Genomic DNA, 23,657 nt, shown 5'->3' with positions numbered 1-23,657 from the left:
GGGTTCACCCGCGAATAGGCCAGCAGCCCTACAACCAACGCTGCAGGTAAAGCTGCTGCTCCCGCCACGCCTCATCCTGCACCACCGCCCTGAAGCTCACCCGCGCCCCCGGCATGCACTGCGCGAGCTGCGCCAATGCCAACGGCGTCAACGCCCCCAGCCGCGGATAACCACCAATGGTCTGCCGATCATTGAGCAACACGATCGGTTGCCCATCCGGCGGCACCTGCACCGCCCCCAACGGAATCCCTTCGGAAATCATCGGCACGCCCTGGTAGACCAACTGCGGCCCCAGCAGGCGGATGCCCATGCGGTCGGCCCGGCTGTCCAGCGTCCAGTCACTGTTGAATGCCTCAAACAGGCTGGTACCGCTGAAATCGCCGATCTGCGCGCCCATCACCAGGTCGAGCACGGGCTTCTGGTCATAGCGCGGGCGCAACGCATCCGGTACTTCACGAAGGCTTGCCGGAGTACCCGCGAAAGCCAGCACCTGGCCTTTACCAAGCGCAGCCCCCTGGCCATCGATACCGCCCAGCGCTTCCCGCACAACCGTGGCACAACTGCCCAGTACATCCTCACCCAGAAACCCGCCAGGTGCCGCCAGATATGCGCGCACGCCTTGCTTCGGCTGCTTCAGGGTCAACCGCTGCCCCTTGGCCAGGGCAAAGCTGCGCCATGGCGCCAACGGCTGATCATCCACCCGCGCGTCCAGGTCGGCACCGGCCAGCGCCAGCACACAATCCTGCTCTGCCACCACACTGAAGCCACCCAGCGCCACCTCGACCACCGGCGCACCCAACGGGTTATCCAGCAGCCAGTTGGCCCAGTGCATGGCCACCCAGTCCAGCGCCCCGCCCTGGGTCACGCCCAGGTGGCGCACGCCGAAACGCCCGGCATCCTGCAACTGGCACAGCGGGGTGCTGGCCTCGATCTGCAACTGCTTCATCCTTGCGCCTCCACATCACCACCCAGGGCCAGGAATTCGCTGCGCGAAACCGCCACGAAACGCACCCGGTCACCGGGTTGCAATAGGCTGTAACCCTCACGTTCATGGTCGAACAAACGCACCGGGGTACGCCCGATCAGGTTCCAGCCACCCGGCGACACCGCCGGGTAGGCCGCCGTCTGCCGTTCGGCAATACCCACACTACCCGCCGCCACCCGCTTGCGCGGCGTGCTTAGGCGCGGGCTGGCCAGGCGTTCGTCAACCAGGCCCATGAAACCGAAACCAGGGGCAAAGCCCAAGGCGAATACCGGGTACTCACGCTCACTGTGCAAACGGATTACCTCGGCCTCGCTCAAGCCGCTGCGGGCTGCCAGCACCGGCAGTTCCGGGCCGACACTGGCGTCGTACCACACCGGGATCTCGTGGCGACGGCCACCACTGCCGGTGTCTGGTTGCAAACCGTCCAGCGCCTGGACGATCAACACCCTCGCCTCGCTTGGCGCCAGGTCGAACTGCACCATCAGCGTGGTGTAGGACGGCACCAGGTCCAGCAAGTGCTCGCCGAACGCCGCCCGCAGGCGCTGGCTGGCGGCGAGCATCCACGGCATGTTGGCCTCGTCGATACGCTCGAACAGGCGCACCATCAGGCTGTCGATGGCTACCACTTCGATGCACGGCTTCATCGCGCCTCCAGCGCATTGAGGGCCTGACGAATCTGCCGCACCGCGGCCACCGAACTGTCGTTGTCGCCATGCACGCACAGGGTGCTGGCCGCCAGCTTCAAGGCACTGCCGTCGTCCGCCACCAGCGTGTCGCCACGGGCCAGGCGCACGGCCTGCTCCACCACCAGCGCCGGGTCGTGGTGCACCGCGCCGGGCAGCCGCCGCGAAACCAGGTGGCCGCTGGCGGTATAGGCGCGGTCAGCGAACGCCTCGAACCACAGCGGCACACCGATTTCATCGCCCAGCGCCTGGGCGGCGCGGTTATCAGCGGTGGCCATCAGCATAAGCGGCAGGTTGCTGTCGTAGGCTGCAACCGCTTCCAGCACGGCACGCAGCTTGAGCGGGTCGGCCATCATGTCGTTGTACAGCGCGCCATGCGGCTTCACGTAGGCTACGCGCCCTCCCAGCACCTTGCAGATGCCGTCCAGCGCACCGATCTGGTAGTGCAGCAGGTCACGGATTTCTTCCGCGCTGCAGGCCATGGAGCGGCGGCCGAAACCGACCAGGTCCGGGTAGGCCGGGTGCGCGCCGATGGTTACCCCGTGTTCCAGCGCCAGCGCCACGGTGCGGCGCATGATACCGGGGTCGCCAGCGTGGTAGCCACAGGCGATGTTGGCGCAATCGATGTAGGGCATGACCTCGGCATCCAGGCCCATGCGCCAGCTGCCGAAACTCTCGCCCATGTCGCAATTGAGTAGCAGGCGTTCCACCACGCGGCCTCCGTTGTTGTTATCCATATGCCTACCTTACCGCGCCTGCAGATGCTTGCCGCAAGGCTTGCGGCCAACATGTCTCACGCAGATCCTGTAGTCAAACTCGGTCGAGTGACTGTGCATAGTACTCCTGCAAGCACAGCTTGATACGCAGCAGAATGACGCGCGGCACAACGAGCGGAAATATTTGCTATCAATTGTCACCATAAAGATCAGAAGCGTCCTACATACATCCGTCCTTTGCGCACTTTAGCTTTTGCACCTTCACTGACAGGGAGTTGTAGATATGGCTTTTCATGGATATATGACAATGACGGGCAGGCAGCAAGGGCTGATCTCAGCGGGCTGCTCCACAACTGAATCCATTGGTAACCGATGCCAGAGTGCCCACCGCGATGAAATCATGGTGCTTTCGTTCAGCCATAGCCTTGCCAGCCTGGGCAATACCATGGCTGCAACTCATCGGCCTATTCTGATTACAAAGCATGTTGACAAATCGACGCCTCTACTCGCCCAAGCATTGACAAACCGCGAGATCGTAGAGTGCAAGATCAACTTTTTCCGCAGAAACAAAAATAGCGAGCATGAGCACTATTTTCAAATAACTCTATCCGATGGGTTACTTGTGGACCATCGCATCGAGATGCCGCACTCCATCCTGCTCAACGACCAAGACCCACAGGAGTACCTTGCCATTCGCTATGGATTCATCGGCTGGCATCATCTGGGAGCAAATACCAGTGGCTACGCGAACTGGGGCGAGGGCTTGTGAAGCCGCTTGACAGCAATACACTCGCCAACTCCACCGAAATATCCGCAGTCAATGACATGGCAAATCGCTTGACGCTATATGCACGCCACATCGGGGTGCAATGCTTGAGTGACGAGCGGCTTCGGGCCAAGTTTACCCAGGAAATATCACGTACGGGGCAGGCAATCGTTAATGCGGTTCAAGATGGCCGGCTATCGCCTGAGGAAGCGAAAAAATCACTAGGCTCTGTACGAAAAGTCTTGAGACGCAGGGGCAGGCAAGGCGAAAACAGCCGAGGAAGCGGAGTGTACTGGAGTACATGAGCATTCCGAGGCTGTTTTCAACGCAGCATGGACAAGTATCAAGGCTTTTCGTACAGAGCCTAACAAGGGAACATTCGCTCCTTTTTGAACAAGCACTAGAATATAGCAAGCTTGTTGCAGGCGTTGCCGCCGGAGTACTCCAGATAGGTACCGGGGTTGCGGTGTGCAAATTGTCGCTTGGACTGGGCTGCGCGCTTGGGGGGCTACCACTGATACTCCATGGTGCCAACAACATTTACGAAAACGGGCGTAATATCGTTACCAGGCGAAGTGACACCATTGGCCCAGTACGTAAAGGCTACCAAAAAATAGCCGAAATATCGGGTGGACGCGCATCTCAAGGCAACATTGGGTACGGCGCTGTAGATATAGGTCTGTCAGCATTCGGCATGAGCCGTATGATCCTGAAAACCGGCACATGGCGACTTTTTCGTTACATCGAAGCAGACAAAATTCGGGCTTACAGGGAGATGGGGAAAGGTTCGATTATGTTTGAGGTCGGAATAGACATGATGACGGGTGAGCAAATTCTGGTTGAATGGGAAAAGCAATGAATCCCCTGTCTTTCTCAATTATGATCATAGGCAGCGTAGCCACTGCATTCATATTACGACACCTGTGTTCCGGACGACATCTGGGCTATTCGCTGCTCTCTATCTGCTTTGCCTACAACATCTTCTTCATAACGTATTATATGAGAGCAATTGAACAATCCTACTTCTTGTTTTTTGGCTATCAACCACTCTTACTGAAGTCAAATCCAGCTTTGGGATGGATGACTCTAATTGGAATTTTCCTGCATTGCGGCGCGATGCCCAGCAAGCGAGAGCCAGGAAGAAAATGGCGCTAATCCTATTAGCGCGAAACTGGCGTGAACAGCTAGCCACATGCGCGGCAGAACTCAGCGCCAGCTCTCTTTCACCACCCGGCGCCGCCCACCGAGGATCACCCAACCAATCCCCAGCAACACGCTCTCGACCACAAACGCCAGCACAAACCCTGCGCCAACACCCCAGCCAACCGCCTCGGGCACCAGCAGAATCTGGTAGCTGTAGCCGTTCAGGGTTTCTTCGCGCAGCTGCGGGTCGGCCTGCACCAGCACATGCCATGTGCGCTCGGCCCATGGCCCTTGCAGTGCCTGCCATTCGTTTTCCAGCAGTTCGTTGCGGATCATCAGGCTTGCGATGCTGTTGGCATCACTGTTGAACACCGGGTCGTCACTGCTGCGATAGTGCCGCAGCAACGCCTGCAGGTCGCCATTGAAGAAGCGTTCGGCCGTTTGCCGGAAGCCATCCAGCGCCTCGCGCGACTCGAATAGGTGTGCCTCGACCCGCTGGCTGTAGTCCTTGACCAGCCCCGGGACCTGGATACCGGCCAGCAGGCCGAAGGTGAACAGCAGCAACCGCAGGTAACTTCTGAACATGCAGCGTCCTTAGCTCTGGCCGTGCGCTGTGCACTCTCCGTGCCGCCACAAGGCCCATTGACCCGGCTCGTAGCGGTGCCAGGTCTCGTTCTCGGTCAGGGCCTCGGTGGCAATCACCGTGACCACGTCGTTGGGGGTGGTTTCGGTATGAAAATCGACGATCAGGTCGACATCCTTCAAGCGCGCCGCACCAAACGGTGCACGCCGGGTAATGTGCACCAGCTTGGTCGAACAGAAGCAGAACAACCAGTCACCGTCGCTGAGCATGCAGTTGAACACGCCCTGGCCACGGTAGCCGGCACAGGCTTCGACCAGCACCGGCAGCAGCTGTTCCACCGGCACCGGCTCGGGGAAGGCGCTACGGATGCGGTTGAGCAGGTCGCAGAAAGCCGCTTCGCTGTCGGTGTCGCCCACCGGCCGGTAGAAACTCGCCAGGCCCTTGAACTCGCCCAGCTGGCCGTTGTGCGCGAAGCACCAGTTGCGGCCCCACATTTCCCGCACGAACGGGTGGGTGTTGGACAGGCACACCTTGCCGACGTTGGCCTGGCGAATGTGACCAATGACCACTTCGCTCTTGATCGGGTAGCGCTGCACCAGGTTGGCTACTTCCGACTCGCTGCTGGCCGCCGGGTCCTGGAACAGGCGCAGGCCGCGCCCCTCGTAGAAGCCGATACCCCAGCCGTCACGGTGAGGGCCGGTGCGGCCACCGCGCTGCATCAGGCCGGTGAAGCTGAAGACGATGTCGGTAGGGACGTTGGCACTCATGCCCAACAGTTCGCACATGGCTGGGTCTCCGCTTACAGACGGGGCTCGACCCGGCCATTGCCACGCGGGGCGGCGGGCGGCGGGTCGTCACGGTAACGGTCGCTGCGCTCGGCGGCCAGTGGCGCCTGGGCGCCGAACTGGTCATCTTCGGCCAGCTGACGCTGGGCGGCGGCTTCAGCCTGCGCACGGCGCTCGCGGGCGCGCTTTTCCAGCGGCCAGCGCAGCAGCACGAAGAGGAAATACAGGGCAAAGGCGATCAGGCCATACATGGCAAAGTCGGACACCGCGCGCCAGGCGTTGTTGCCGACCTTGAAGGCGACATCCAGGGCGGTGATGGCGATGGCCGGGGCAAAGCTTTCCTTGACCGGGTCGACAATGGTCGGGGTCAGCAGCAGCACCGCCAGCAGCACCCGCAGCGGTTCGCGCAGCCAGCGCCACATCCAGCCGGTGAGCTTGAAGCCCACCAGGAGGCAGCCCAGGGCCGCAACCGCGTACAGGCCCCAGGCGAAGGTGTAGTCGTTCTCGATCATGGTGTTCGTGCAAGCCAGGCAAAGAGTTGCCTATGATAAACACTTTTCCGGGCTGTAGGAGCGGGTTTACCCGCGAAGAGGCCAGCACAGGCAACCCCAACCAAGAGACCCTCAATGCCAACCAAGCCCCAACCCCCGATTGCCCACGCCGACCAGGCCGCCGACCCGTACGCCTGGCTGCAACAACGCGACACCCCCGGGGTACTCGCCTACCTGCAAGCCGAAAACACCTACCAGGAAGCTTGCCTGGCCAACCAGGCACAACTGCGCGAGCAGCTGTTCGAAGAGATCAAGGGCCGCATCCAGGAAACCGACCTGTCGTTGCCATCACCCTGGGGCCCGTACCTGTATTACACCCGCACCACTGCCGGCGACGAGTACCCGCGCCACTACCGCTGCCCGCGCCCGGCCGACGACTCCAACACGGTCGATGAAAGCCAGGAACAGTTGCTGCTCGACCCCAACGCCCTGGCCAACGGCGGTTTTCTTTCGCTTGGCGCGTTCAACGTCAGCCCCGACCACCGCCTGCTGGCCTACAGCCTCGATACCAGTGGCGACGAGGTCTACAGCCTGTACGTCAAGGACCTGGCCAGCGGCAACGTCACTGCCCTGCCCTTCGATGACTGCGACGGCAGCCTGACCTGGGCCAACGACAGCCAGACGCTGTTCTTCGCCGAACTGGACGACACCCACCGGCCATGGCGCCTGCGCCGCCATACCCTGGGCAGTGCCGGCGCACAGACCGTGTTCGAAGAGCCCGACGGGCGCTTCTTCCTGCATTGCTACCGCACCAGCTCCGAGCGCCAGCTGGTGCTGCTGCTGAACAGCAAGACCACCAGCGAAGCCTGGGTACTCGACGCGCAAACCCCGCAGGCGCCCTTCGTCTGCCTGGCGCCGCGGGTCGAAGGCCACGAATACTTCCCCGACCACGGCCAGCTCGACGGCGAGTGGCGTTGGTTTATCCGCACCAACCAGGACGGCATCAACTTCGCCCTGTATCACGCCCCGGTGGCGCCGGTGCCCAGCCGTGAACAATGGCAAGTGCTGGTGGCGCACCGTGACGCGATCATGCTCGAAGGCCTCAGCCTGAATGCCGGCGCGCTGACCCTGAGCCTGCGCGAAGGCGGCCTGCCGATCATCGAAGTGCGCCCGCAAGGCCTGCCGGGCTACCGCGTCGAGCTGCCGGATGCGGCCTACAGCCTGTATGTGCAAGACAGCCTGGAGTTCGCCAGCCCACGCCTGCGCCTGCGTTACGAAGCCCTCAACCGCCCGGCCCAGGTACGCCAGCTGGAGCTGGCCACAGGCGCCCAGGCCGTACTTAAGCAAACCCCGGTTCTGGGTGCGTTCGATGCCGACGACTATGTCAGCGAGCGCCTGTGGGCCACAGCCGCCGATGGCACCCAGGTACCGATCAGCCTGGTGCGCCGCCGCCAGGACCTGGGCCAGACCGTGCCGCTGTACCTGTATGGCTACGGCGCCTATGGCGAAAGCCTCGACCCGTGGTTCTCGCATGCGCGCCTGAGCCTGCTGCAGCGCGGCGTAGCCTTTGCCATCGCCCATGTACGGGGTGGCGGCGAACTGGGCGAAGCGTGGTACCGCGCCGGCAAGCAGGCGCACAAACACAATACCTTCAGCGACTTCATCGCCTGTGCCGAGCACCTGATCGCCGAGGGCGTGACCGGCGCCGATCGGCTGGCGATCAGTGGTGGCAGCGCTGGCGGCCTGTTGATTGGCGCGGTGCTCAACCTGCGCCCCGAGCTGTTCCGCTGTGCGATTGCCGAAGTGCCGTTCGTCGACGTGCTCAACACCATGCTCGACCCCGAGCTGCCGTTGACCGTGACCGAGTACGACGAATGGGGCAACCCTGAGGAGCCGGAGGTGTACGCGCGGATCAAGGCTTATGCGCCCTACGAGAACGTGAAGGCACAGGCCTACCCGGCGATGCTGGTGGTGGCGGGCTACAACGACAGCCGCGTGCAGTACTGGGAAGCGGCCAAGTGGGTGGCGCGGCTGCGCACGCTGAAGACTGACGGCAACTTGCTGCTGCTCAAGACCGAGATGGGCGCCGGGCATGGCGGGATGAGCGGGCGGTATCAGGGGTTGAAGGATGTGGCGCTGGAGTATGCGTTCGTGTTTGGCGAATTAGGGGTGGCGTAAAATCCAGCGTTGAATACCCGCGCCGCCCCCTGTGGGAGCGGGTTTACCCGCGAAGAAGACACCGCGGTGGATGGCACGGGCTTCGCCCGTGTTCGCGGGTGAACCCGCTCCCACAGGGACCACGGGCCTCCAACAGAAGCCGGTGCAGGCTGGCTTTATTCAATCATCATCCACCACCGGCTTCGCCGGCTCCGGCCGCAACCCGGGCAATGGCTGGTCCTTCGGCGGCCCCGGCACCGGCATCGGTGGCAACAACGGCGCCCCCGGCTGGCTGTCATAAGCCTTGGGCGGCGTACTCGGGGTTATCTGCGGGTATGGCGTAGGCGTAGGCGTACCCGGCGCACCGGGCACCGGCGTGGTCAGCCGGGGTGGCGTGCTGGCGGCTTCGGCCATGGGCAGGCCGGCCATGACCAGCGCGGCGAGGATCGCATGAAACATCAGCAACCTCCTGTCGGGAACCTTCCTACAGGCTACGCCTAAATCAAAGCTTTCGCCTGTCCGCCTGCCCTGCAAGCGCGCTAGACTCAATGGCATAACCGTCACTTGCCTGATCAGAACAAAGGAAACACCCATGAGTTCCACCTCTTCCGCCGCCGCCACCGCGCGCCTGGACCGCATCCTTGCCGATGCCAAGCGCGACAAGGAAATGGGCTACCGCGACAAGGCCCTGAGAATGTACCCGCACGTATGCGGCCGCTGCGCCCGCGAGTTCGCCGGCAAGCGCCTGAGCGAGCTGACCGTGCACCACCGTGACCACAACCACGACAACAACCCGCAGGACGGCTCCAACTGGGAGCTGCTGTGCCTGTACTGCCACGACAACGAGCACTCGCGCTACACCGACCAGCAGTACTTCAGCGAAGGCTCCACCAGCACCCCGAGCATCGCCAAGGCCACCCACAACCCGTTCGCTGCGTTGGCCGGCATGCTGAAGAAAGACTGACCATCGATTCGCCCCCCGCTGCTACCGGGCAGCCCGTATAATCGCGCTTTTTTCGCGAAGGGCCCCGGTACGTGGCAAACAAACGATACAGCTGCATCGGCCTGTTCAACCCCAAGTCCCCAGAAAACGTCGGCTCGGTAATGCGCGCCGCGGGCTGCTATGGCGTCAATTCGGTGTTTTACACCGGCAAACGGTACGAACGCGCGCGTGACTTCGTCACCGACACCAAGCGCGTGCACTACGACATCCCGCTGATCGGCATCGACGACCTGCAACGTATCGTTCCGCTGGGCTGCACGCCGGTGGCGGTGGAGCTGGTGGAAGGGGCGCGGCCATTGCCGGAGTACACCCACCCGGACCGGGCCATCTACATCTTCGGGCCGGAGGATGGTTCGCTGAGCGAAGAGGTGCGGGGGTGGTGTGAAGAGACGATCTACATACCGACCGAGGGTTGCATGAACCTGGCGGCGACGGTGAATGTGGTGCTATATGACCGGATGGCCAAGGGGCTGAATACCCGGTCGGGGCCCAAGTTCAAGTAATAAAAAGGCCGCCATTGTGGTAGCAGGGCCGGCCTCTTCGCGGCGGTTCGACGCCTCGATGAACCCGCTCCCACAAGTAACGCACAACCATCAAGGCAGTGGAGATCCTGTGGGAGCGGGTTCACCCGCGAAAGGGCCAGCCCTGCAAACACAGGGCGGCCAGGTGCCGAACTCCGTCAGAACAGCACCGGTCTTGCTCAGATCACGAAGCGTTGATCCAGATGGTCTTCAGCTCCGTGTATTGGTCATGGGCCCAGATGGACTTGTCGCGCCCACCAAAGCCAGACTCCTTGTAGCCCCCGAACGGCGTGGTCACATCCCCCTCACCGAAGCAGTTGACCGTTACCACGCCCGCGCGGATTTCACGCGACAGGCGCAGCGCATTGCGCAGGCTGCCGGTGTAAGCCGAAGCGGCCAGGCCGTAAACGGTATCGTTGGCCAGCTCGATCGCTTCGTCGATGGTCTCGAAGCTGGTCACGCTCAGCACCGGGCCAAAGATTTCCTCGACGAACAGTTTGTTGTCGCGGCCAACGTTGTCGACGATGGTCGGCTGCACGAACACGCCTTCTTCGGTTTCGCCGCCCTGAACGATGCTGAGTTTCTGCTCGGCAGCATATTCCAGATACGACTTGACCTTCTCGAAGTGCGACTTGCTGACCATCGCGCCCAGGCGGTTGTCCGGGTCCAGCGGGTCGCCCAGCTTCCAGTCCTTCAGGTGCTTGGCGATCAGGCCCAGCAACTCGTCCTTGACGTCCTTGTGCACGATCAGGCGCGACGAGGCGGAGCAGTTCTCGCCCATGTTCCAGAACGCACCGGCGGTGACGAACTGGGCCACTTCGTCGAGGTCTTCACAGTCGTTCATGACCACGGCCGGGTTCTTGCCACCCAGCTCCAAAACGATGCGCTTGAGGTTGGACTCGGCAGCGTATTTCAGGAACAGGCGACCGGTGTCGGTGGAACCGGTGAAGCTGACCATCGGGATGTCCATGTGGCGGCCGATGGCCTCACCCACTTCGCGGCCACCACCAGGCACCAGGTTGAACACGCCAGCCGGAATGCCGGCCTCGTGGGCCAGTTCGGCCACGCGCAGGGCGCTGAGGGTGGTTTCCTTGGCTGGCTTGACCACGATCGAGCAACCGGCGGCCAGCGACGGGGCGATCTTCCAGGCCAGCATCAGCAGCGGGAAGTTCCACGGCAGTACCAGGCCGACCACGCCGATGGCTTCACGCACCACCATGGTCACGGCAGCGTTGCCGGTCGGGGCGGTGGCGTCGTAGATCTTGTCGATCAGCTCGGCGTGCCAGCGGATGGTGTGGATGGTTTCCGGCACGTCGACGGTCTGGCACTCGCTGACCGGCTTGCCGCTGTCCAGCGCTTCCAGCACCGCCAGCTCGTGGGCGTTGTCTTCCAGCAGCTGGGCGAACTTCTGCAGCACGTGCTTGCGGTCATTCGGCTGCATCTTCGACCAGGTGCCTTCTTCGAACACACGCTTGGCCGCGGCCACGGCCACGTTGACGTCATTGACGTCGCAGGCGGCGACCTCGGCCAGCTGCTTGCCGGTGGCCGGGTTGGTGGTGACGAAGGTGCGACCGGAGATGGCGTCGCGGAACTCACCGTCGATGAACGCCTGGGTGCGCAGTTGCAGTTCGGCGGCGATGGCCGCGTATTGTTCCTTGCTCAGCAATTCAGCCATTTTTCCGGCCTCCTTATTGGATCTGGGCGATGGTGGCTTTCAGCTCGGTGACCACGCGCTTGAGTTCTTGCTTCTCGGCGTCATCCAGGTCGTACAGCGGCTTGCGCACGCCACCGGTCTTCAGGCCGTTCAGGGCCACGCCGTTCTTGATCGCCTGAACGAACTTGCCACCTTCGAGGAAGTCCATCAGCGGCATCATGGCGCTCATGATCTTGCGGCCTTTGTCGAAGTTCTTCTCGATCACGCAGGCCTCATACAAGGCTACGTGCTCGCGCGGGATGAAGTTGGAGCCGGCGCAGACCCAGCTCTGGGCGCCCCAGGCGAAGAACTCCAGGGCCTGATCGTCCCAGCCGCACGACAACTGGATGTTCGGGCGCTGGATGGCCAGGCGGTGCAGCTGGGCCATGTCACCGGAGCTTTCCTTGATGGCGACGATGTTCTTCACGTCGGCAACGGCGTCGAAGAACTCCTCGCCCATGCTCACGCTCATGCGGCCCGGGTAGTTGTAGAGCATGATCGGCAGGCCGGCGGCGGCGTCGACGGCTTTGACGTGCAGGGCGATTTCCTGCTGGGTCGGCAACGCGTACGGTGGGGTACCGACCAGCAGCGCGTCAGCCTTGATTTCCTTGGCATGCTGGGCGAACGCCACGGCATCTTCGGTGCGGATGCCACCGGTGCCGACGATCAGCGGCAGGCGGCCATTGAGCACGTCCTTGGCCTGGGCAGCCAGCTCGATGCGCTCCTGGGTGGTGTGGGCGTAGTACTCGCCGGTGGAGCCGCCAATGATGACGCCGTGGATCTTCGACTCGACCAGGTATTCGAGGACCTCGGCGAACGCCGCCTTGTCGATCGAGCCGTCCGCAGCCAGCGGGGTGATTGCCGGGGTATAGATGCCTTGGAATTTCACGGTAGGTTCTCCAGTGCGTTGCTCAGTGTGGTATAGCCCGCAGCAGCGTCGCTGCGGTGGGTTGTTTGGGTTCAGCTCAGCGATGCCGCTTGTTGCAGGTTCAGCGAACGGGTTTCCGGTGCCAGCGCGACCGAGAAGGCCAGGCCGACGAAGGTCACGGCGGCGGCGGCATACATGGTTGCGCCGATGCCGTAGCTATCCAGGGCGATGGGCACCAGCCAGGTGCCGACGGCTGCGCCGATACGCGACATCGAGGTGCCCACGCCCACCGCGCCAGCGCGGATCTCGGTGGGGAACAGTTCGTTGGGGTAGACCAGCTGCAGCACCTGGGCGCCGCCGATGAACAGCGCGTAGGCGCCGAACAGGGCGAGGATGAGCATCTCGTTGCCGTTGCTGAAGGCGCCCAGGCCCAGCAGTGCCAGCCCCGACCAGAAGAAGCTGTGCAGCAGTGTGGTACGGCGGCCAATGGTGTTCAGCAGGCGGGTGCCGATGATGCAACCGACCACGAACAGGCAAGTGATGGCGACCGAACCGATGGCTGCCCAGTCCCCTTTCAGGTTGAGCGCACCCAACACCTTCGGGGCGAAAGCGTAGACGGCGAACACCGGGATCACCGAGCAGGTCCAGAACATGGTGACGAACAGCATGCGTTTGCCGTAGCCGGAGTGCAGCAGGCTAATGAACGACAGCTTGCGCGACTTGGGCTCTTCCGGCAGGTTGCTCAGCGAGAAGCCATTGCCGTACACGCGCTTGATCACCTGCTCGGCTTCAGCCGAACGGCCTTTGCTGATCAGCCAGCGTGGCGATTCCGGGGTACCCAGGCGAATGGCGAACAGCAGCGCGCCAATCACCGCGGCACTGGCCAGCACCAGGCGCCAGGCATCGTCACCGCCGTGGCGCAGGATGGCTTCACCGACCATGTAGGCGGTGGCCGCACCGGCGAACCACAGCACGGTCAGGGTGGCCAGGCGTGGGCCACGGTTTTTCTTGGGCAGGAACTCCACCAGCAGCGAAGTGGCCACCGGGTACTCGATGCCCACCGCAATGCCGATGGCAAAGCGCAGCAGGAACAGGGCCAGCGCCGACTCCACCCAGAACTGCGCCACCGAGGCCAGGATAAACAGGGTCGGGCCGACGAAGAACACGCGCTTGCGGCCGAAACGGTCGGTCAGCCAACCGCCGAAGAAGCCACCGAAGAAAATCCCGATCAGCGCCGAGGCGGCAATCATGCCCTGCCAGAAACTGGTCAGGCTCAGGCCCGCGGACATCTGCACCATGGCCACGCCGATGATGCTCAGTACATAACCGTCGACGAACGAGCCGCCACCGGAACGCAGGGTCAGCAACTGGTGAAAGTTGTTGATCGGTACTTCTTCAATCGAAACATTCGGACTTGTCATTATTGTTCCTACCACGTCTGCTACATGCACAAATTCAAGGCGAGCGTGCCCGCGAAACTGAAAACACTGTTCAGCCCCGGGTACCCGGTAATTACTACCGGCCGTCAATTTCAGGCTGCGTGAGCCCGTGCCGGCGTTATCGACGCCGACCTTTCTGTTCTATGCCTATTGCCTGTTATCGATCAGCTTTCTTTGCCAGCGCGGAACTGCCCCCACATCAGGTTGGCGTTCAGGCCCAGGGAAACCAGGGGCTGCGGCGGGTTTGCGCAAGGCCCGGGGGCATTGAGCAGGAATTCGATCAGTTCGTTCTTGTCACCGGCCAGCCAGTCGGCCAGCAACTTGCCGGTGACCGTGCCCCGGGTAACGCCCAAGCCGTTGCAGCACAGTGCGCCGACCACATTGGGCGCCAACTTGCCAAAGAAGCCCATGTGGTTGCGCGACAATGCCAGTGCACCGCCCCAGGTGTATTCGAAGTTCACCCCGGGCAACATCGGGAAACGCCGGGCGAACGATTCGCGGTGGCGCTCGACAAATCGCTCCAGGTACTTGCGGTTGCTGCGCCCGTCGGGGTTGTAGCTGAAACTGTTGCGGATCAGCAGGCGGTTGTCGACGGTGCGGCGCATGGTGGTGCCGAACGGGTCGGCAGGGATCACGCCCCAGTACGGCTTGCCGCCCAGGCGCGCCTGCTCTTCCTCGGTCAGCGGGCGGGTGATACTGCCGTAGGTGAACACCGGCAGCATGCGGCCCTTGAGGAAGCCGAAGCTCATGCCAAAGGCATTGGTCGTGAGCACCAGCTTGTCGGCGGTAATCGAACCGTTGGCGTGGCGCAACACGACCTTGTCACCGTACTCGACGTCGGTGATCGGCGTGTGCTCGTACAGCGAAACATTGCTCGGCAGGCTGTCGGCCAGGCCTTTGACCAGTGCCGAGGGCTGCAGCAAAGCGGTGCCAGGGGTGAACAGGCCCTTGCGGTAGAAGTGCGTGCCGATGTGGTCTGGCAGATCGCGGCCTTCGATCACTTCGTAAGGCTGGCCAAGCTTGTCCAGGCCACGGCGATAGGCATCCAGCACGGCAATGCCACGGTCTTCGATGGCCGCCTGGTATTTGCCGCAGTGGCGGAACTGGCACTCGATGTCGTAGCGTTCGATCAGTTCCTTCAGGTACGACTGGCCGCCCAGGTTGAGCTTGAGCACGGTCTTGGCGATGTCGATGTCGCCAATGTAGTCCTCGGCGCCGATGTCGTGCGGCAGGTCGATGGCAAAGCCGGCGTTGCGCCCGGAGGTGCCAAAGCCGACCTCCTGCGCCTCGATCAGCACGATCTCGTCATCCGGAAAGTTCGTTGCCAGCTGCCGCGCAGCGGCCAGGCCGGTAAAGCCGGCGCCGACCACTACCCAACGCGCCTGGCTGTGACCATTGTGGGCCGGCCTTGGCGTGCGGGGCTTGCTCAGGTGATACCAGCCACAGGTGGCATCATCGGCAGGTAACGAACTTATTCTTGTCATGTCACTAACCTGGATCTTGTTGTTTGACGAGTGGTCAGCGCCAGTGGCCCGACCGGGGTATTTCATATCTGGATCGGTACATCCAGCCCTTGCGGTGCGGCGTACTCAGCCATGCGCCGACGCGACAGTTCCATGTGTTCACGCGCCAACTGGCCAGCGGTGGGCGCATCACGGCGCTCGATGGCTTCGATCATCTGCTCGTGCTGTTCGCAGGCGATCTCGAGGTCGCGCTGCATGTCGTCGGTGGTCGGGTGGCGGTAGAAAATCTTGCCCAGGCGGGTATGGTCGATCAGCAGCCGGCGCAGGCTTGGCATCAGGTAATCGTTGTGCGCCATCTTGCCGATTTCGAGGTGGAAGGCGTCGTTGTAGAGCACGCGGTTTTCCACGTCGCGCTCTTCGATGGCCTGGCGGAATTTAGCCTGGATGGCCTTGAGCACTTCGATTTCATCGGCACTGGCGTAGGTGGCGGCCAGCTGGGTGGTGGCCACGTAGATAAGCGGCGCGGCAACGTAGAAGCTGTGCAGCGACTCGTGGTTCATGGCGGCGACGCGTGGCGCGCGGTTGGCTTCCAGTTCGATGTAGCCTTCGGCTGCGATCTGGCGCAGCAGCTCACGGACCGGGGGGCGCGAAAGGCCAAATTCGTCGCACAGGGCCAGTTCGTCCACCACCGCGCCCGGGGCCAGTTCCATGCTGAGGATCCGGCGGCGCAGTGCTTCGGCAAGGACGGCTTTGCGGTCCTGCGGCACTTCAGCGATGAGTGGTTGAGCACTGGCTTTCATGGCGGCCTTCTTTGTTGTCATAGAGCTATGTCTACTATTTGTATAACGACTATATGGCACTGTTAGACAATGTGTCTACAGCATTTTCGATGAACGGTGAAATCTGCCTGGGCCTTTGTTTTTAGGGGGTTCAAGAGGGCCCAAAGGTGGAATTAAACACCCTGGGGGCTGCATTGCCAAACCGGACAGGTAATTATCCAGATCAGACAAATGGGCAAAATGTGCCGGCCTCTTCGCGGGTGAACCCGCTCCCACAGGGACCGCACAAACAAAAAAGCCACCTGCAGGCAGATGGCTTTCTTTCAATCACGCATATCCCATTACGCGGTCGCCAGCGCCTCCCGCCGCGCATGCCGCCTGCTGGTAATCACCCCCAGCGCCAGGATCACCAGCGCCAACGCCAAGGTCAGCGACACTTCCATACGGTGCTTGGGCATGACAAACATGGTGCCCAGGGCAAAGATGATGAAACCGATCACTGCATAGGTCAGCCAGGGATACAGCCACATCTTGAAGGCAATCTCCACGTTCTGCCGCTGCAGGATGGCGCGCATGCGCAGTTGCGAGAAGGCAATCGCCAGGTACACCAGCAAGGCAATCGACCCGGAGCTGGCCAGCAGGAAGGCAAACACCTCGGCCGGGGCAAAGTAGTTGACGATGGTTGCCAGCATGCCGATCAGCGTGCTGCCGATCACCGCCGCACGCGGCACGCCTACCTTGGAGGTGCGCTGGATGAAGCCCGGCGCATCACCCCGCTTGCTCAGCGAGTAAAGCATCCGCGACGAAATGTAGATCGACGAGTTCAGGCAACTGGCTACTGCCACCAGCACCACCATGTCCACCAGCAGCTTGGCGTAAGGGATGTGCATGATTTCCAGTGCGCGCTGGTACGAGCCCTGCACCGGCAGCAGTGGGTCGTTCCATGGCACCACCGAGATGATCACGAAGATCGACAGCAGGTAGAACACGCTGATGCGCCAGATCACCGAGCGGGTGGCCTTGGCGATGTTGCGCGCCGGGTCTTTCGACTCGGAGGCGGCGATGGTCACCGCTTCGGTACCCAGGTAGCTGAACATGGTGGTAAGCAAGGCGCCGATGATCGCCGTCCAGCCATTGGGCATGAAGCCGCCCTCCTGCTGCAGCAGCAGTGGCAGACCACTGACTTCACGACCCGGCAGCACCCCGGCCAACGCCGCTGCGCCCAAGGCGATGAAGGCAACGATGGCGATGACCTTGAGCATGGCGAACCAGAACTCGAATTCGCCGTACTTGGCCACGCTGAACAGGTTGGTGGCGGTCAGCAGCACGGTCATGCTCAGGGCGAAGAACCAGGCATCGATGTGCGGGAACCAGTTGTTGAGCACCACGCCGGCGGCAATGGCTTCGATGGGAATCACCAGCACCCAGAACCACCAGTACAACCAGCCGATGGTAAAGCCGGCCCAACGACCGATGGCGCGGTCGGCGTAGGTGGAGAACGAGCCGGTATCGGGGCTGGCGACCGCCATTTCCCCGAGCATGCGCATGACCAGCACCACCAGCGCACCTGCCAGTGCGTAGGCGACGATGGCCGAAGGGCCGGCCGCCGCGATGGCGTGCCCGGAGCCGATGAACAACCCGGCACCGATCACCCCGGCGATGGACAGCATGGTCACATGGCGTTGCTTGAAGCCTTGCGCCAGCTGATTGCCGGCGCCACTCGCGCTTGTCATTGTCATCCTGATCCCTGCTTTTGTTTTCTTTGTGGGGGGACGTGAAGCTCCTGGATCGAAACCCAGCGTGGATGAGCTTCGCGCCCGGTCACGGTACGCCAGCGAGGGGGCACTCAAGTTGCCTGAATCCGCCACGGACTTGACCATAGATGACATTGGCAGCGCTGAAAGCTGCATGGCAGAGCCCTGAAGGCGACATGAGTTGCCGCTGGGCGACCTGAATGAACGCGGGCGGCGCGCTGCGGGTCAGCTGCTTACATTTCACATGGAGGGGTTGTCATGCTCGATATCCATTCCGCTGCGTCGTCGCAGCACAATGTCCAGGGTCTGGAGCGGGTCAGTTCGTTGGCGGGGGGCGCGCTGATGTTCAGCAAGGGGCTGCGCCATGGCGGCCTGGTCGGATTGCTGCAGATGGTGGTGGGCGGGCTGGCCGTGGCGCGTGGGGTCAGCGGGCATTGCTCGACCAAGGCCTGGTGGCAGCGGCATCGCCGGGAGTATCAGCGGTTGCGGTTGGATATCGAGCGTAGTGCGGCGGAGCTGGAGGCGTTGAAGGCCAGCGCCAAGGCGGCGACGCGCGGGGTGACGGTGACGGGCAAGGATCCGTTGGCTGGCGGTTGATTAATGCATTGCCTGTGCTGGCCCTATCGCCGGCAAGCCTCCCACAGGTCGCTGATGGCTGCAGGGACATCACTGGCCTGTGCCGGCCTTTTCGCGGGTAAACCCGCTCCCACAGGGCGCTCATGGCTGCAGGGATATCACTGGCCTGTGCGGGCCTATTCGCGGGTAAACCCGCTCCTACAACGGGCGGTGATTGCCCTGTAGGAGCGGGTTTACCCGCGAAGAGGCCGGCACAGGCGATAGAGATGTCTAACGCAACGCCTTGCTCTGCAACACCTCGGACCGCCGCCCCAGCACATTCTCGCTGATCTGCACGAACTCTTCGGTGCTCACGCTCGGCAAGCGCATCAACCCGCGCACCACATCGTCCAGCGAGCGCTTGGCCTGGGTGTGAATGCGGATTTCCTTGTCCAGCGCCTGCAGCAGCATCACTCCACGGGCCACCTGGGCCGGGGTGGCGCGCTCGCCCTTGAGCCGGGTGACCTTGGCGCCCTGCTTGCTCAGGCGCGCCTGCCAGGCCTGGTAGCGGTCATCGCTCACCCCGCCGGAACGGCGCAACAACTCACTGGCGTAATAGTCGGTCAGGCTTTCCACCAGCCAGTCACTGTTGTCACGCCCACGAATCTGCGCAAACAACTGCACCACTTCACGCAACAACGGGCTGCTGCCGTTCTCGCTGACCATCGGCCGAGCACTGTGCAGGTACAACGAGCCCTGCGCCGCCATCGCTCCGCGCCACATGCCGTCACGTGCGCCCACCAGCAAAAGCTTCGGCGGGTTGCGCGGGAATACCGCCTGCAACTGCGGCCAGACGAAGGTGAGCAAGGTCAGGCTGTCCATGCGCCGCATGCCCTGCCCCACCGGCGCGGCCACGGTCACGTCGGTTTCGCCCAGGCGGGCGCGGCGGCTGCCCAAGTCACCGGCGAGCATCCAGCCAGTAGGGCGGTCGAACAGGCGCGATACATTGTCGATGCGGAACTTGTCCTTGCCGACGCGCGGCCAGGACGTCTCGATGCTCTTCCAGCCCTCCGGCAGGTCGAATGCCAGGCGCGCCACCAGCTCGGTCCCATCCTGCTGGTCGAGGCGTGCGGGCGGCACCAACTGGTCGCCCAGGAACAGCGCCCAGTGCGGGGTGATACGCGACGAAAACGCGCCGCTGGCAAGCTTCTGGTCCAGCAGCACGCGGTAGCTTAGGCTGGTCTTGCCGGCCGCAGGCTGCCATACCCCGCGCTGACCTTTCAGTTGCCATTGGCCATCGGCCTGGAAGCCGCTGTAGGCCCCGGCCTTGCCCAGGTCGAAGTCAAGGCTGCGCACCGCGCTGCCGTCAGCCAAGGTCAGGCGAACTTCCGCCTGGCCGCTGGCAGGCAGCAGGCGCACTTCGTAGTCGAGATTGACCTTTTTCGCCCAGGCGGGCGCACTGGCCATCAGGCCCAACAGCAACAACAGCTGGCAACGCATACAGAAACTCCTTGTTTCCCCGTGGCAGCGGGCCGCGCCGGTCAGCTGGCGCGGAAAATCAGGTGGTCTTCCCAGTCGTCTTCGTGCACATCCTGCTCCCTGAGCATACGCCCCGCCTGGGAAATGCGCTGTTCATGGACCTGCTGGCGATCGCCGCAGACCAGGTGATGCCAGGCAGGCAGGTCCTTGCCCTCACTGACCAGGCGGTAACCGCAGGTGCTCGGCAGCCAGGTAAACTGGTCAGCCTTGCCCGGGGTGAGCTGGATGCAGTCTGGCACCTGGGCGAAGCGGTTGGGGTAGTCGCTGCACTGGCAGGTTTGCAGGTCCAGCAACTTGCAGGCAATGCGCGTGTAGTAAACGCTGTTGTCGTCCTCGTCCTCGAGCTTTTGCAGGCAGCACAGGCCGCAGCCGTCGCACAGCGACTCCCACTCTTGCGGGTTGAGTTGTTCGAGGGTCTTGCGCCGCCAGAACGGCGCGTTTTCAGCGATCATTACACGGGTTTCCTGCATTCATCTTGAGGCCACGGCGCGCGGCGGCGCCAGTCTAGAGCCTGGCCTTCGGCAAAGCCAGACCGCTTGTCAGTCGCGACGGGACGCAGTAGCGTGCGCGTTTCCCGTCCTTTTGCAGGAGCCGCCATGAGCGCCAACCCCCGCATTGCCGATTACGCCATCAACGAGCAGTTCATCAACCGCTGGTCGCCACGCGCCTTCACCGCCGAGCCGATCAGCGAAGAGACCCTGCTGAGCTTCCTGGAAGCCGCCCGCTGGGCACCGTCGGCGTACAACTCGCAGCCTTGGCGCTTCCTGTATGCCCGCCGTGATACGCCGAGCTGGGAGCGTTACCTGAGCCTGCTGGTGCCGTTCAACCGCAGCTGGGCGCAACAGGCGTCGGCGCTGGTGATGGTGATCTCCAAGACCACCTTCGGCGCCCCGGGTGCCACCGAAGAAAAACCGGCGCTGTGGCACACCTTCGACACCGGCTCCGCCTGGGGGCACCTGGCCCTGCAGGCCAGCATCAGTGGCTGGCATACCCACGGCATGGCCGGTTTCGACCAGGAGCTGGCACGTCAGGAGTTGAAGATTCCTGAAGGCTATGTGCTGCATGCCATGGTGGCGATCGGCAAGCTGGGTGACAAGGCCAGCCTGGACGAAGCGCTGCAGTCGCGTGAAGTGCCTAGCCCGCGCAAGCCGCTGAGTGAGCTGGCGGCTGAGGGTGATTTCAGCCTGTAAGCCTTGTGTCGTCTGTACCGGCCTCTTCGCGGGTAAACCCGCTCCTACAAGGGGATCACCACCCGATGTAGGAGCGGGTTCACCCGCGAAGAGGCCCGTACAAGCACTACAAATCAATAACCCCGGGCGAAGTCGACTTCACCACGCATCCCCTGCCCTGCTTCATACGCCCGCACATTCTCGACAAACAACCGCACCATCGCCGCTGGCGAGGTGGGCGCCGAGCTGTGCCCGGTCAGCAGCAAGCCCCAGGCCGTCCAGAACGGGTGCTGCTTGGGCAGCGGCTCCTGCCGGCACACATCGATCACTGCCCCGGCCAGATGGCCCTCTTTCAGCGCCTCTACCAAGTCAGCATCCACCACTGCCGCGCCACGCCCGGCATTGATGAACAGCGCCGTAGGCTGGAAGCACTTGAACAGCGCCGTGTCGTACAGGTCGTGGGTAGCCGGGGTATCCGGCAGCAGGTTGAGCACGTAGTCGACCTGGCCAACCATGCGCGGCAGGTCGGCCAGCGCCGCCACTTCGACGAACGGTGCCTGTTCACGGGCGCTGCTGGCAACTCCGTACAGCACCACGCCAAACGGCTGCAGGAACTCGGCCACGCGCTGGCCGATGTCGCCGGTGCCCACGATCAGCACCTTGCGCCCTTCCAGGGTGCGCCCCGGGCGGTCGTCCCAGCGCCGCTCGACCTGGCTGACCAGGCGCGACAGCACCTCGCGCTCATGGCCTAGCAGGTAGGTAAGCATGTATTCGGCCATCACCTGGCCAAAGATACCCACCGCACGGGTCAGGCGGTAATCACGCGGCAAGCCGTCGGCCAGCAACGGCGTGATGCCGGCCCAGGTCGACTGTACCCACTCGGGCTTGTGGCCCTGGCGCAGCAAGCTCGCCAGCAGGTCTGGCTGGCCCAGCCACACCGGGCACCGGGGTGCCTGGCGGGCCAGTTCGGCCGAGTCGCCACTGGTCAGGATTTCCACTTCAGGCGCGGCTGCGCGCAAAAGCTCGGCGTAGCGGGCATGGTCATGCTCGGCAATCAGTACGCGCATGATCAGGCCGGGTCGTTACGGCGCAGCAGCTCTTCGGGCAGGTGCTCGATGTAGTCGTCATCCGGCGGCGGCATCTGCAGGTGATAGCCCTGGTTGTCGAGGTTTTCCAGCACCTTGGTGATGTCTTCGCGGGCCAGCTTGCGCTCGGGGCTGAGCACCAGGTCGAAGGCGTGCACTGGGGTGCCGAAGAACGGCAGCAGGCCTTCGGGCACGCGCTCCAGGCCATCGGCCTTGAGCACGTACAGGTACATTTCGTTCTTGCGGGGGCTCTTGTAAATCGAGCAAATGCGTTTCATCGGGTTTCTCCAGCGCCTGCAAGGCTGTCCAGCAGGGCCTGGCCCATGCGCTCACGGCGCCAGCCGCGCAGCGAATCGGGCAATTGATAAGGGCCATTGGGGTAGCCGCTCTTGAGCAGCGCCTCCAGGGCTTTCTTGCGCAGCATCAGCTCGGGGGCAATGCCCAGGCGCTCGCCTTCGGCCTGGCCGATGGCGCGCAGCTGCTTGAGGATGCCGGCGGCTTCGATCGGCAGCGGCTCGGGCAAAGGCGCTGGCCACTGCTCGGGCGGCAGGCTGGCGGCGCGCTTGATCAGCTGGATCAGGTACTCACCGTCCTGACGAATGGTGCGCGGGTGCATCTCGTCGATCTTGGCCAGTGCCGACAGGTTGTTCGGCTGGCCCTTGGCCATGGGCCACAGCGAGTGCTCCTTGAGGATGCGGTTGCGCGGCACATCGCGGCTGCGCGCTTCACGCTCACGCCAGGCGCACAGCTCGCGCAGTACTGCCAGTTGCTGCGGGGCCAGCTTCCAGGCCAGCTTGACGTCGCGGTACAGGCTTTCGGGTTCGACTTCGCGGCGCAAGGCGGCCACCAGCTCGGCACCGTCCTCCAGCACCCAGGCGTACTTGTCGTCACTCAGGCGCGGGCGCAGCGCGGTGAACAGCTCGGCGAGGTGCACGGCATCCTCGGCAGCGTAGCTGACCTGGGTTTCCGATAGCGGGCGCTGCAACCAGTCGGAGCGGGTTTCACCCTTGGGCAGCTCGATGCCCAGCACTTCCTGCACCAGGCGCGAATAGCCCATGGAGAAGCCCAGGTTCAGGTAACCGGCGGCCAGCTGGGTGTCGAACAGCGGTTGGGGCAGCTTGCCGGTCAGGCGCAGCAGCACCTCGAGGTCTTCGCTGCAGGCGTGCAGCACCTTGACCACGCCGCTGTCTTCCAGCAGGTCGGCCAACGGTTGCCAGTTGCCGATCAGCAACGGGTCGATCAGGAAGGCCCGCTGGCCGTCGCCGATCTGGATCAGCCCGGCTTTCGGGTAAAAGGTGTCGACCCGCATGAATTCGGTATCGACGGCGACAAAGGGCAGCTGGTGCCAGTCGCGGCAGTGTTCGGCCAGGCTCTGGTCGTCACGGATCCAGTGAATTTCGATGGCCACAAGGCTCTCCCACTAACATTGGCGCGCAGTATATACGGCGCGGGCACTGCTGGTGAAACCCGGGCCATCCTT

General features: G+C 63.1%; 25 protein-coding genes. 7 read left to right on the top strand and 18 right to left on the bottom strand.

Annotated features, from left to right (window positions below):
* Nucleotides 1–28: 28 nt before the first annotated feature.
* From IAE39_RS07050 to IAE39_RS07040, 3 genes are read right to left on the bottom strand one after another with little or no spacing between them, the layout of a single operon-like run.
* Complete coding sequence (locus IAE39_RS07050) at nt 29–946, bottom strand: biotin-dependent carboxyltransferase family protein (RefSeq protein WP_201200695.1); 918 nt, start codon at nt 944–946, stop codon at nt 29–31.
* Complete coding sequence (pxpB, locus tag IAE39_RS07045; protein WP_201200694.1) at nt 943–1,629, bottom strand: 5-oxoprolinase subunit PxpB; 687 nt, start codon at nt 1,627–1,629, stop codon at nt 943–945. Before pxpB ends, IAE39_RS07050 begins: the two co-directional genes overlap by 4 nt.
* Nucleotides 1,626–2,405: a 5-oxoprolinase subunit PxpA gene (locus tag IAE39_RS07040; RefSeq protein ID WP_201200692.1), complete on the bottom strand. Its 780-nt coding sequence runs from the start codon at nt 2,403–2,405 to the stop codon at nt 1,626–1,628. Before IAE39_RS07040 ends, pxpB begins: the two co-directional genes overlap by 4 nt.
* 262 nt (nt 2,406–2,667) lie before the next feature.
* Between IAE39_RS07040 and IAE39_RS07035 the strand changes: the two genes are divergently transcribed.
* Both IAE39_RS07035 and IAE39_RS07030 read left to right on the top strand, forming a co-directional pair.
* Entirely contained in the window at nt 2,668–3,153 is a 486-nt protein-coding gene (locus tag IAE39_RS07035; RefSeq protein ID WP_201200691.1) for an Hcp family type VI secretion system effector, read from the top strand.
* 298 nt (nt 3,154–3,451) lie between these two features.
* Nucleotides 3,452–4,009, top strand: a complete 558-nt coding sequence (locus tag IAE39_RS07030) for a DUF4225 domain-containing protein (RefSeq protein WP_201200690.1) — start codon at nt 3,452–3,454, stop codon at nt 4,007–4,009.
* Nucleotides 4,010–4,356: 347 nt separating this feature from the next.
* Here IAE39_RS07030 and IAE39_RS07025 read toward each other — a convergent pair whose 3' ends face one another.
* From IAE39_RS07025 to IAE39_RS07015, 3 genes are read right to left on the bottom strand one after another with little or no spacing between them, the layout of a single operon-like run.
* On the bottom strand, nt 4,357–4,878 hold the full coding sequence (locus IAE39_RS07025; protein ID WP_201200687.1) for a DUF2937 family protein: 522 nt from the start codon (nt 4,876–4,878) through the stop codon (nt 4,357–4,359).
* Nucleotides 4,879–4,887: 9 nt separating this feature from the next.
* Complete coding sequence (locus IAE39_RS07020) at nt 4,888–5,661, bottom strand: class II glutamine amidotransferase (protein ID WP_201200685.1); 774 nt, start codon at nt 5,659–5,661, stop codon at nt 4,888–4,890.
* A gap of 14 nt (nt 5,662–5,675) precedes the next feature.
* Nucleotides 5,676–6,173 (bottom strand): MFS transporter, encoded by a 498-nt coding sequence (locus IAE39_RS07015; RefSeq protein ID WP_201200683.1) that lies wholly within the window; start codon nt 6,171–6,173, stop codon nt 5,676–5,678.
* 114 nt (nt 6,174–6,287) lie between these two features.
* On the opposite strand from IAE39_RS07015, the gene IAE39_RS07010 reads away from it, so the two are divergent.
* Complete coding sequence (locus IAE39_RS07010) at nt 6,288–8,330, top strand: S9 family peptidase (RefSeq protein WP_201200681.1); 2,043 nt, start codon at nt 6,288–6,290, stop codon at nt 8,328–8,330.
* 159 nt (nt 8,331–8,489) lie between these two features.
* On the opposite strand, the gene IAE39_RS07005 is transcribed toward IAE39_RS07010, so the two are convergent.
* Nucleotides 8,490–8,768 (bottom strand): hypothetical protein, encoded by a 279-nt coding sequence (locus tag IAE39_RS07005; RefSeq protein ID WP_201200679.1) that lies wholly within the window; start codon nt 8,766–8,768, stop codon nt 8,490–8,492.
* Between the two features lie 133 nt (nt 8,769–8,901).
* Here IAE39_RS07005 and IAE39_RS07000 point away from each other — a divergent pair, with 133 nt between their 5' ends.
* Complete coding sequence (locus IAE39_RS07000; protein ID WP_016488597.1) at nt 8,902–9,273, top strand: YajD family HNH nuclease; 372 nt, start codon at nt 8,902–8,904, stop codon at nt 9,271–9,273.
* Between the two features lie 71 nt (nt 9,274–9,344).
* Nucleotides 9,345–9,815, top strand: coding sequence for an RNA methyltransferase (locus tag IAE39_RS06995; RefSeq protein WP_201200677.1), 471 nt, complete (start codon nt 9,345–9,347; stop codon nt 9,813–9,815).
* 202 nt (nt 9,816–10,017) lie between these two features.
* Here IAE39_RS06995 and IAE39_RS06990 read toward each other — a convergent pair whose 3' ends face one another.
* The 6 genes from IAE39_RS06990 to gabP form a co-directional block, all read right to left on the bottom strand.
* Nucleotides 10,018–11,508, bottom strand: a complete 1,491-nt coding sequence (locus tag IAE39_RS06990) for an aldehyde dehydrogenase (RefSeq protein ID WP_201200675.1) — start codon at nt 11,506–11,508, stop codon at nt 10,018–10,020.
* A gap of 13 nt (nt 11,509–11,521) precedes the next feature.
* Complete coding sequence (locus tag IAE39_RS06985; protein ID WP_201200672.1) at nt 11,522–12,415, bottom strand: dihydrodipicolinate synthase family protein; 894 nt, start codon at nt 12,413–12,415, stop codon at nt 11,522–11,524.
* 71 nt (nt 12,416–12,486) lie between these two features.
* Complete coding sequence (locus IAE39_RS06980) at nt 12,487–13,815, bottom strand: MFS transporter (RefSeq protein ID WP_201200670.1); 1,329 nt, start codon at nt 13,813–13,815, stop codon at nt 12,487–12,489.
* A 182-nt stretch (nt 13,816–13,997) separates the two neighbouring features.
* On the bottom strand, nt 13,998–15,317 hold the full coding sequence (locus IAE39_RS06975) for an NAD(P)/FAD-dependent oxidoreductase (RefSeq protein WP_201200668.1): 1,320 nt from the start codon (nt 15,315–15,317) through the stop codon (nt 13,998–14,000).
* Between the two features lie 62 nt (nt 15,318–15,379).
* Nucleotides 15,380–16,096, bottom strand: a complete 717-nt coding sequence (locus IAE39_RS06970) for a GntR family transcriptional regulator (protein WP_201200665.1) — start codon at nt 16,094–16,096, stop codon at nt 15,380–15,382.
* Between the two features lie 320 nt (nt 16,097–16,416).
* Nucleotides 16,417–17,814, bottom strand: a complete 1,398-nt coding sequence (gabP, locus tag IAE39_RS06965; RefSeq protein WP_201200664.1) for a GABA permease — start codon at nt 17,812–17,814, stop codon at nt 16,417–16,419.
* 273 nt (nt 17,815–18,087) lie between these two features.
* Here gabP and IAE39_RS06960 point away from each other — a divergent pair, with 273 nt between their 5' ends.
* Nucleotides 18,088–18,426: a DUF2892 domain-containing protein gene (locus tag IAE39_RS06960; protein WP_201200660.1), complete on the top strand. Its 339-nt coding sequence runs from the start codon at nt 18,088–18,090 to the stop codon at nt 18,424–18,426.
* A 249-nt stretch (nt 18,427–18,675) separates the two neighbouring features.
* Here the strand turns inward: IAE39_RS06960 and IAE39_RS06955 are convergent, their stop codons facing one another.
* Both IAE39_RS06955 and IAE39_RS06950 read right to left on the bottom strand, forming a co-directional pair.
* Entirely contained in the window at nt 18,676–19,884 is a 1,209-nt protein-coding gene (locus IAE39_RS06955) for a hypothetical protein (RefSeq protein WP_201200658.1), read from the bottom strand.
* A gap of 41 nt (nt 19,885–19,925) precedes the next feature.
* The gene (locus tag IAE39_RS06950) at nt 19,926–20,375 is read right to left on the bottom strand and encodes a YcgN family cysteine cluster protein (protein WP_201200656.1); all 450 of its coding nucleotides are present in this window, start codon (nt 20,373–20,375) and stop codon (nt 19,926–19,928) included.
* Between the two features lie 144 nt (nt 20,376–20,519).
* On the opposite strand from IAE39_RS06950, the gene IAE39_RS06945 reads away from it, so the two are divergent.
* Nucleotides 20,520–21,113, top strand: a complete 594-nt coding sequence (locus IAE39_RS06945) for a nitroreductase family protein (protein ID WP_201200654.1) — start codon at nt 20,520–20,522, stop codon at nt 21,111–21,113.
* A gap of 113 nt (nt 21,114–21,226) precedes the next feature.
* On the opposite strand, the gene IAE39_RS06940 is transcribed toward IAE39_RS06945, so the two are convergent.
* Genes IAE39_RS06940 through rnd form a run of 3 tightly spaced genes read right to left on the bottom strand, consistent with a single transcriptional unit; the run spans nt 21,227 to nt 23,585 of the window.
* On the bottom strand, nt 21,227–22,159 hold the full coding sequence (locus IAE39_RS06940; protein ID WP_201200652.1) for a D-2-hydroxyacid dehydrogenase: 933 nt from the start codon (nt 22,157–22,159) through the stop codon (nt 21,227–21,229).
* Nucleotides 22,160–22,161: 2 nt separating this feature from the next.
* Nucleotides 22,162–22,455, bottom strand: coding sequence for a YcgL domain-containing protein (locus IAE39_RS06935; RefSeq protein WP_201200650.1), 294 nt, complete (start codon nt 22,453–22,455; stop codon nt 22,162–22,164).
* Nucleotides 22,452–23,585 (bottom strand): ribonuclease D, encoded by a 1,134-nt coding sequence (gene rnd, locus IAE39_RS06930; RefSeq protein ID WP_201200648.1) that lies wholly within the window; start codon nt 23,583–23,585, stop codon nt 22,452–22,454. Before rnd ends, IAE39_RS06935 begins: the two co-directional genes overlap by 4 nt.
* Nucleotides 23,586–23,657: the final 72 nt, after the last annotated feature.

It is taken from the genome of Pseudomonas sp. S37 (assembly GCF_016658545.1).
Taxonomy (GTDB): Bacteria; Pseudomonadota; Gammaproteobacteria; order Pseudomonadales; family Pseudomonadaceae; genus Aquipseudomonas.
The sequence above is the reverse complement of the archived record's forward strand: the minus strand, read 5'-3'. Positions and strand labels throughout refer to the sequence as shown.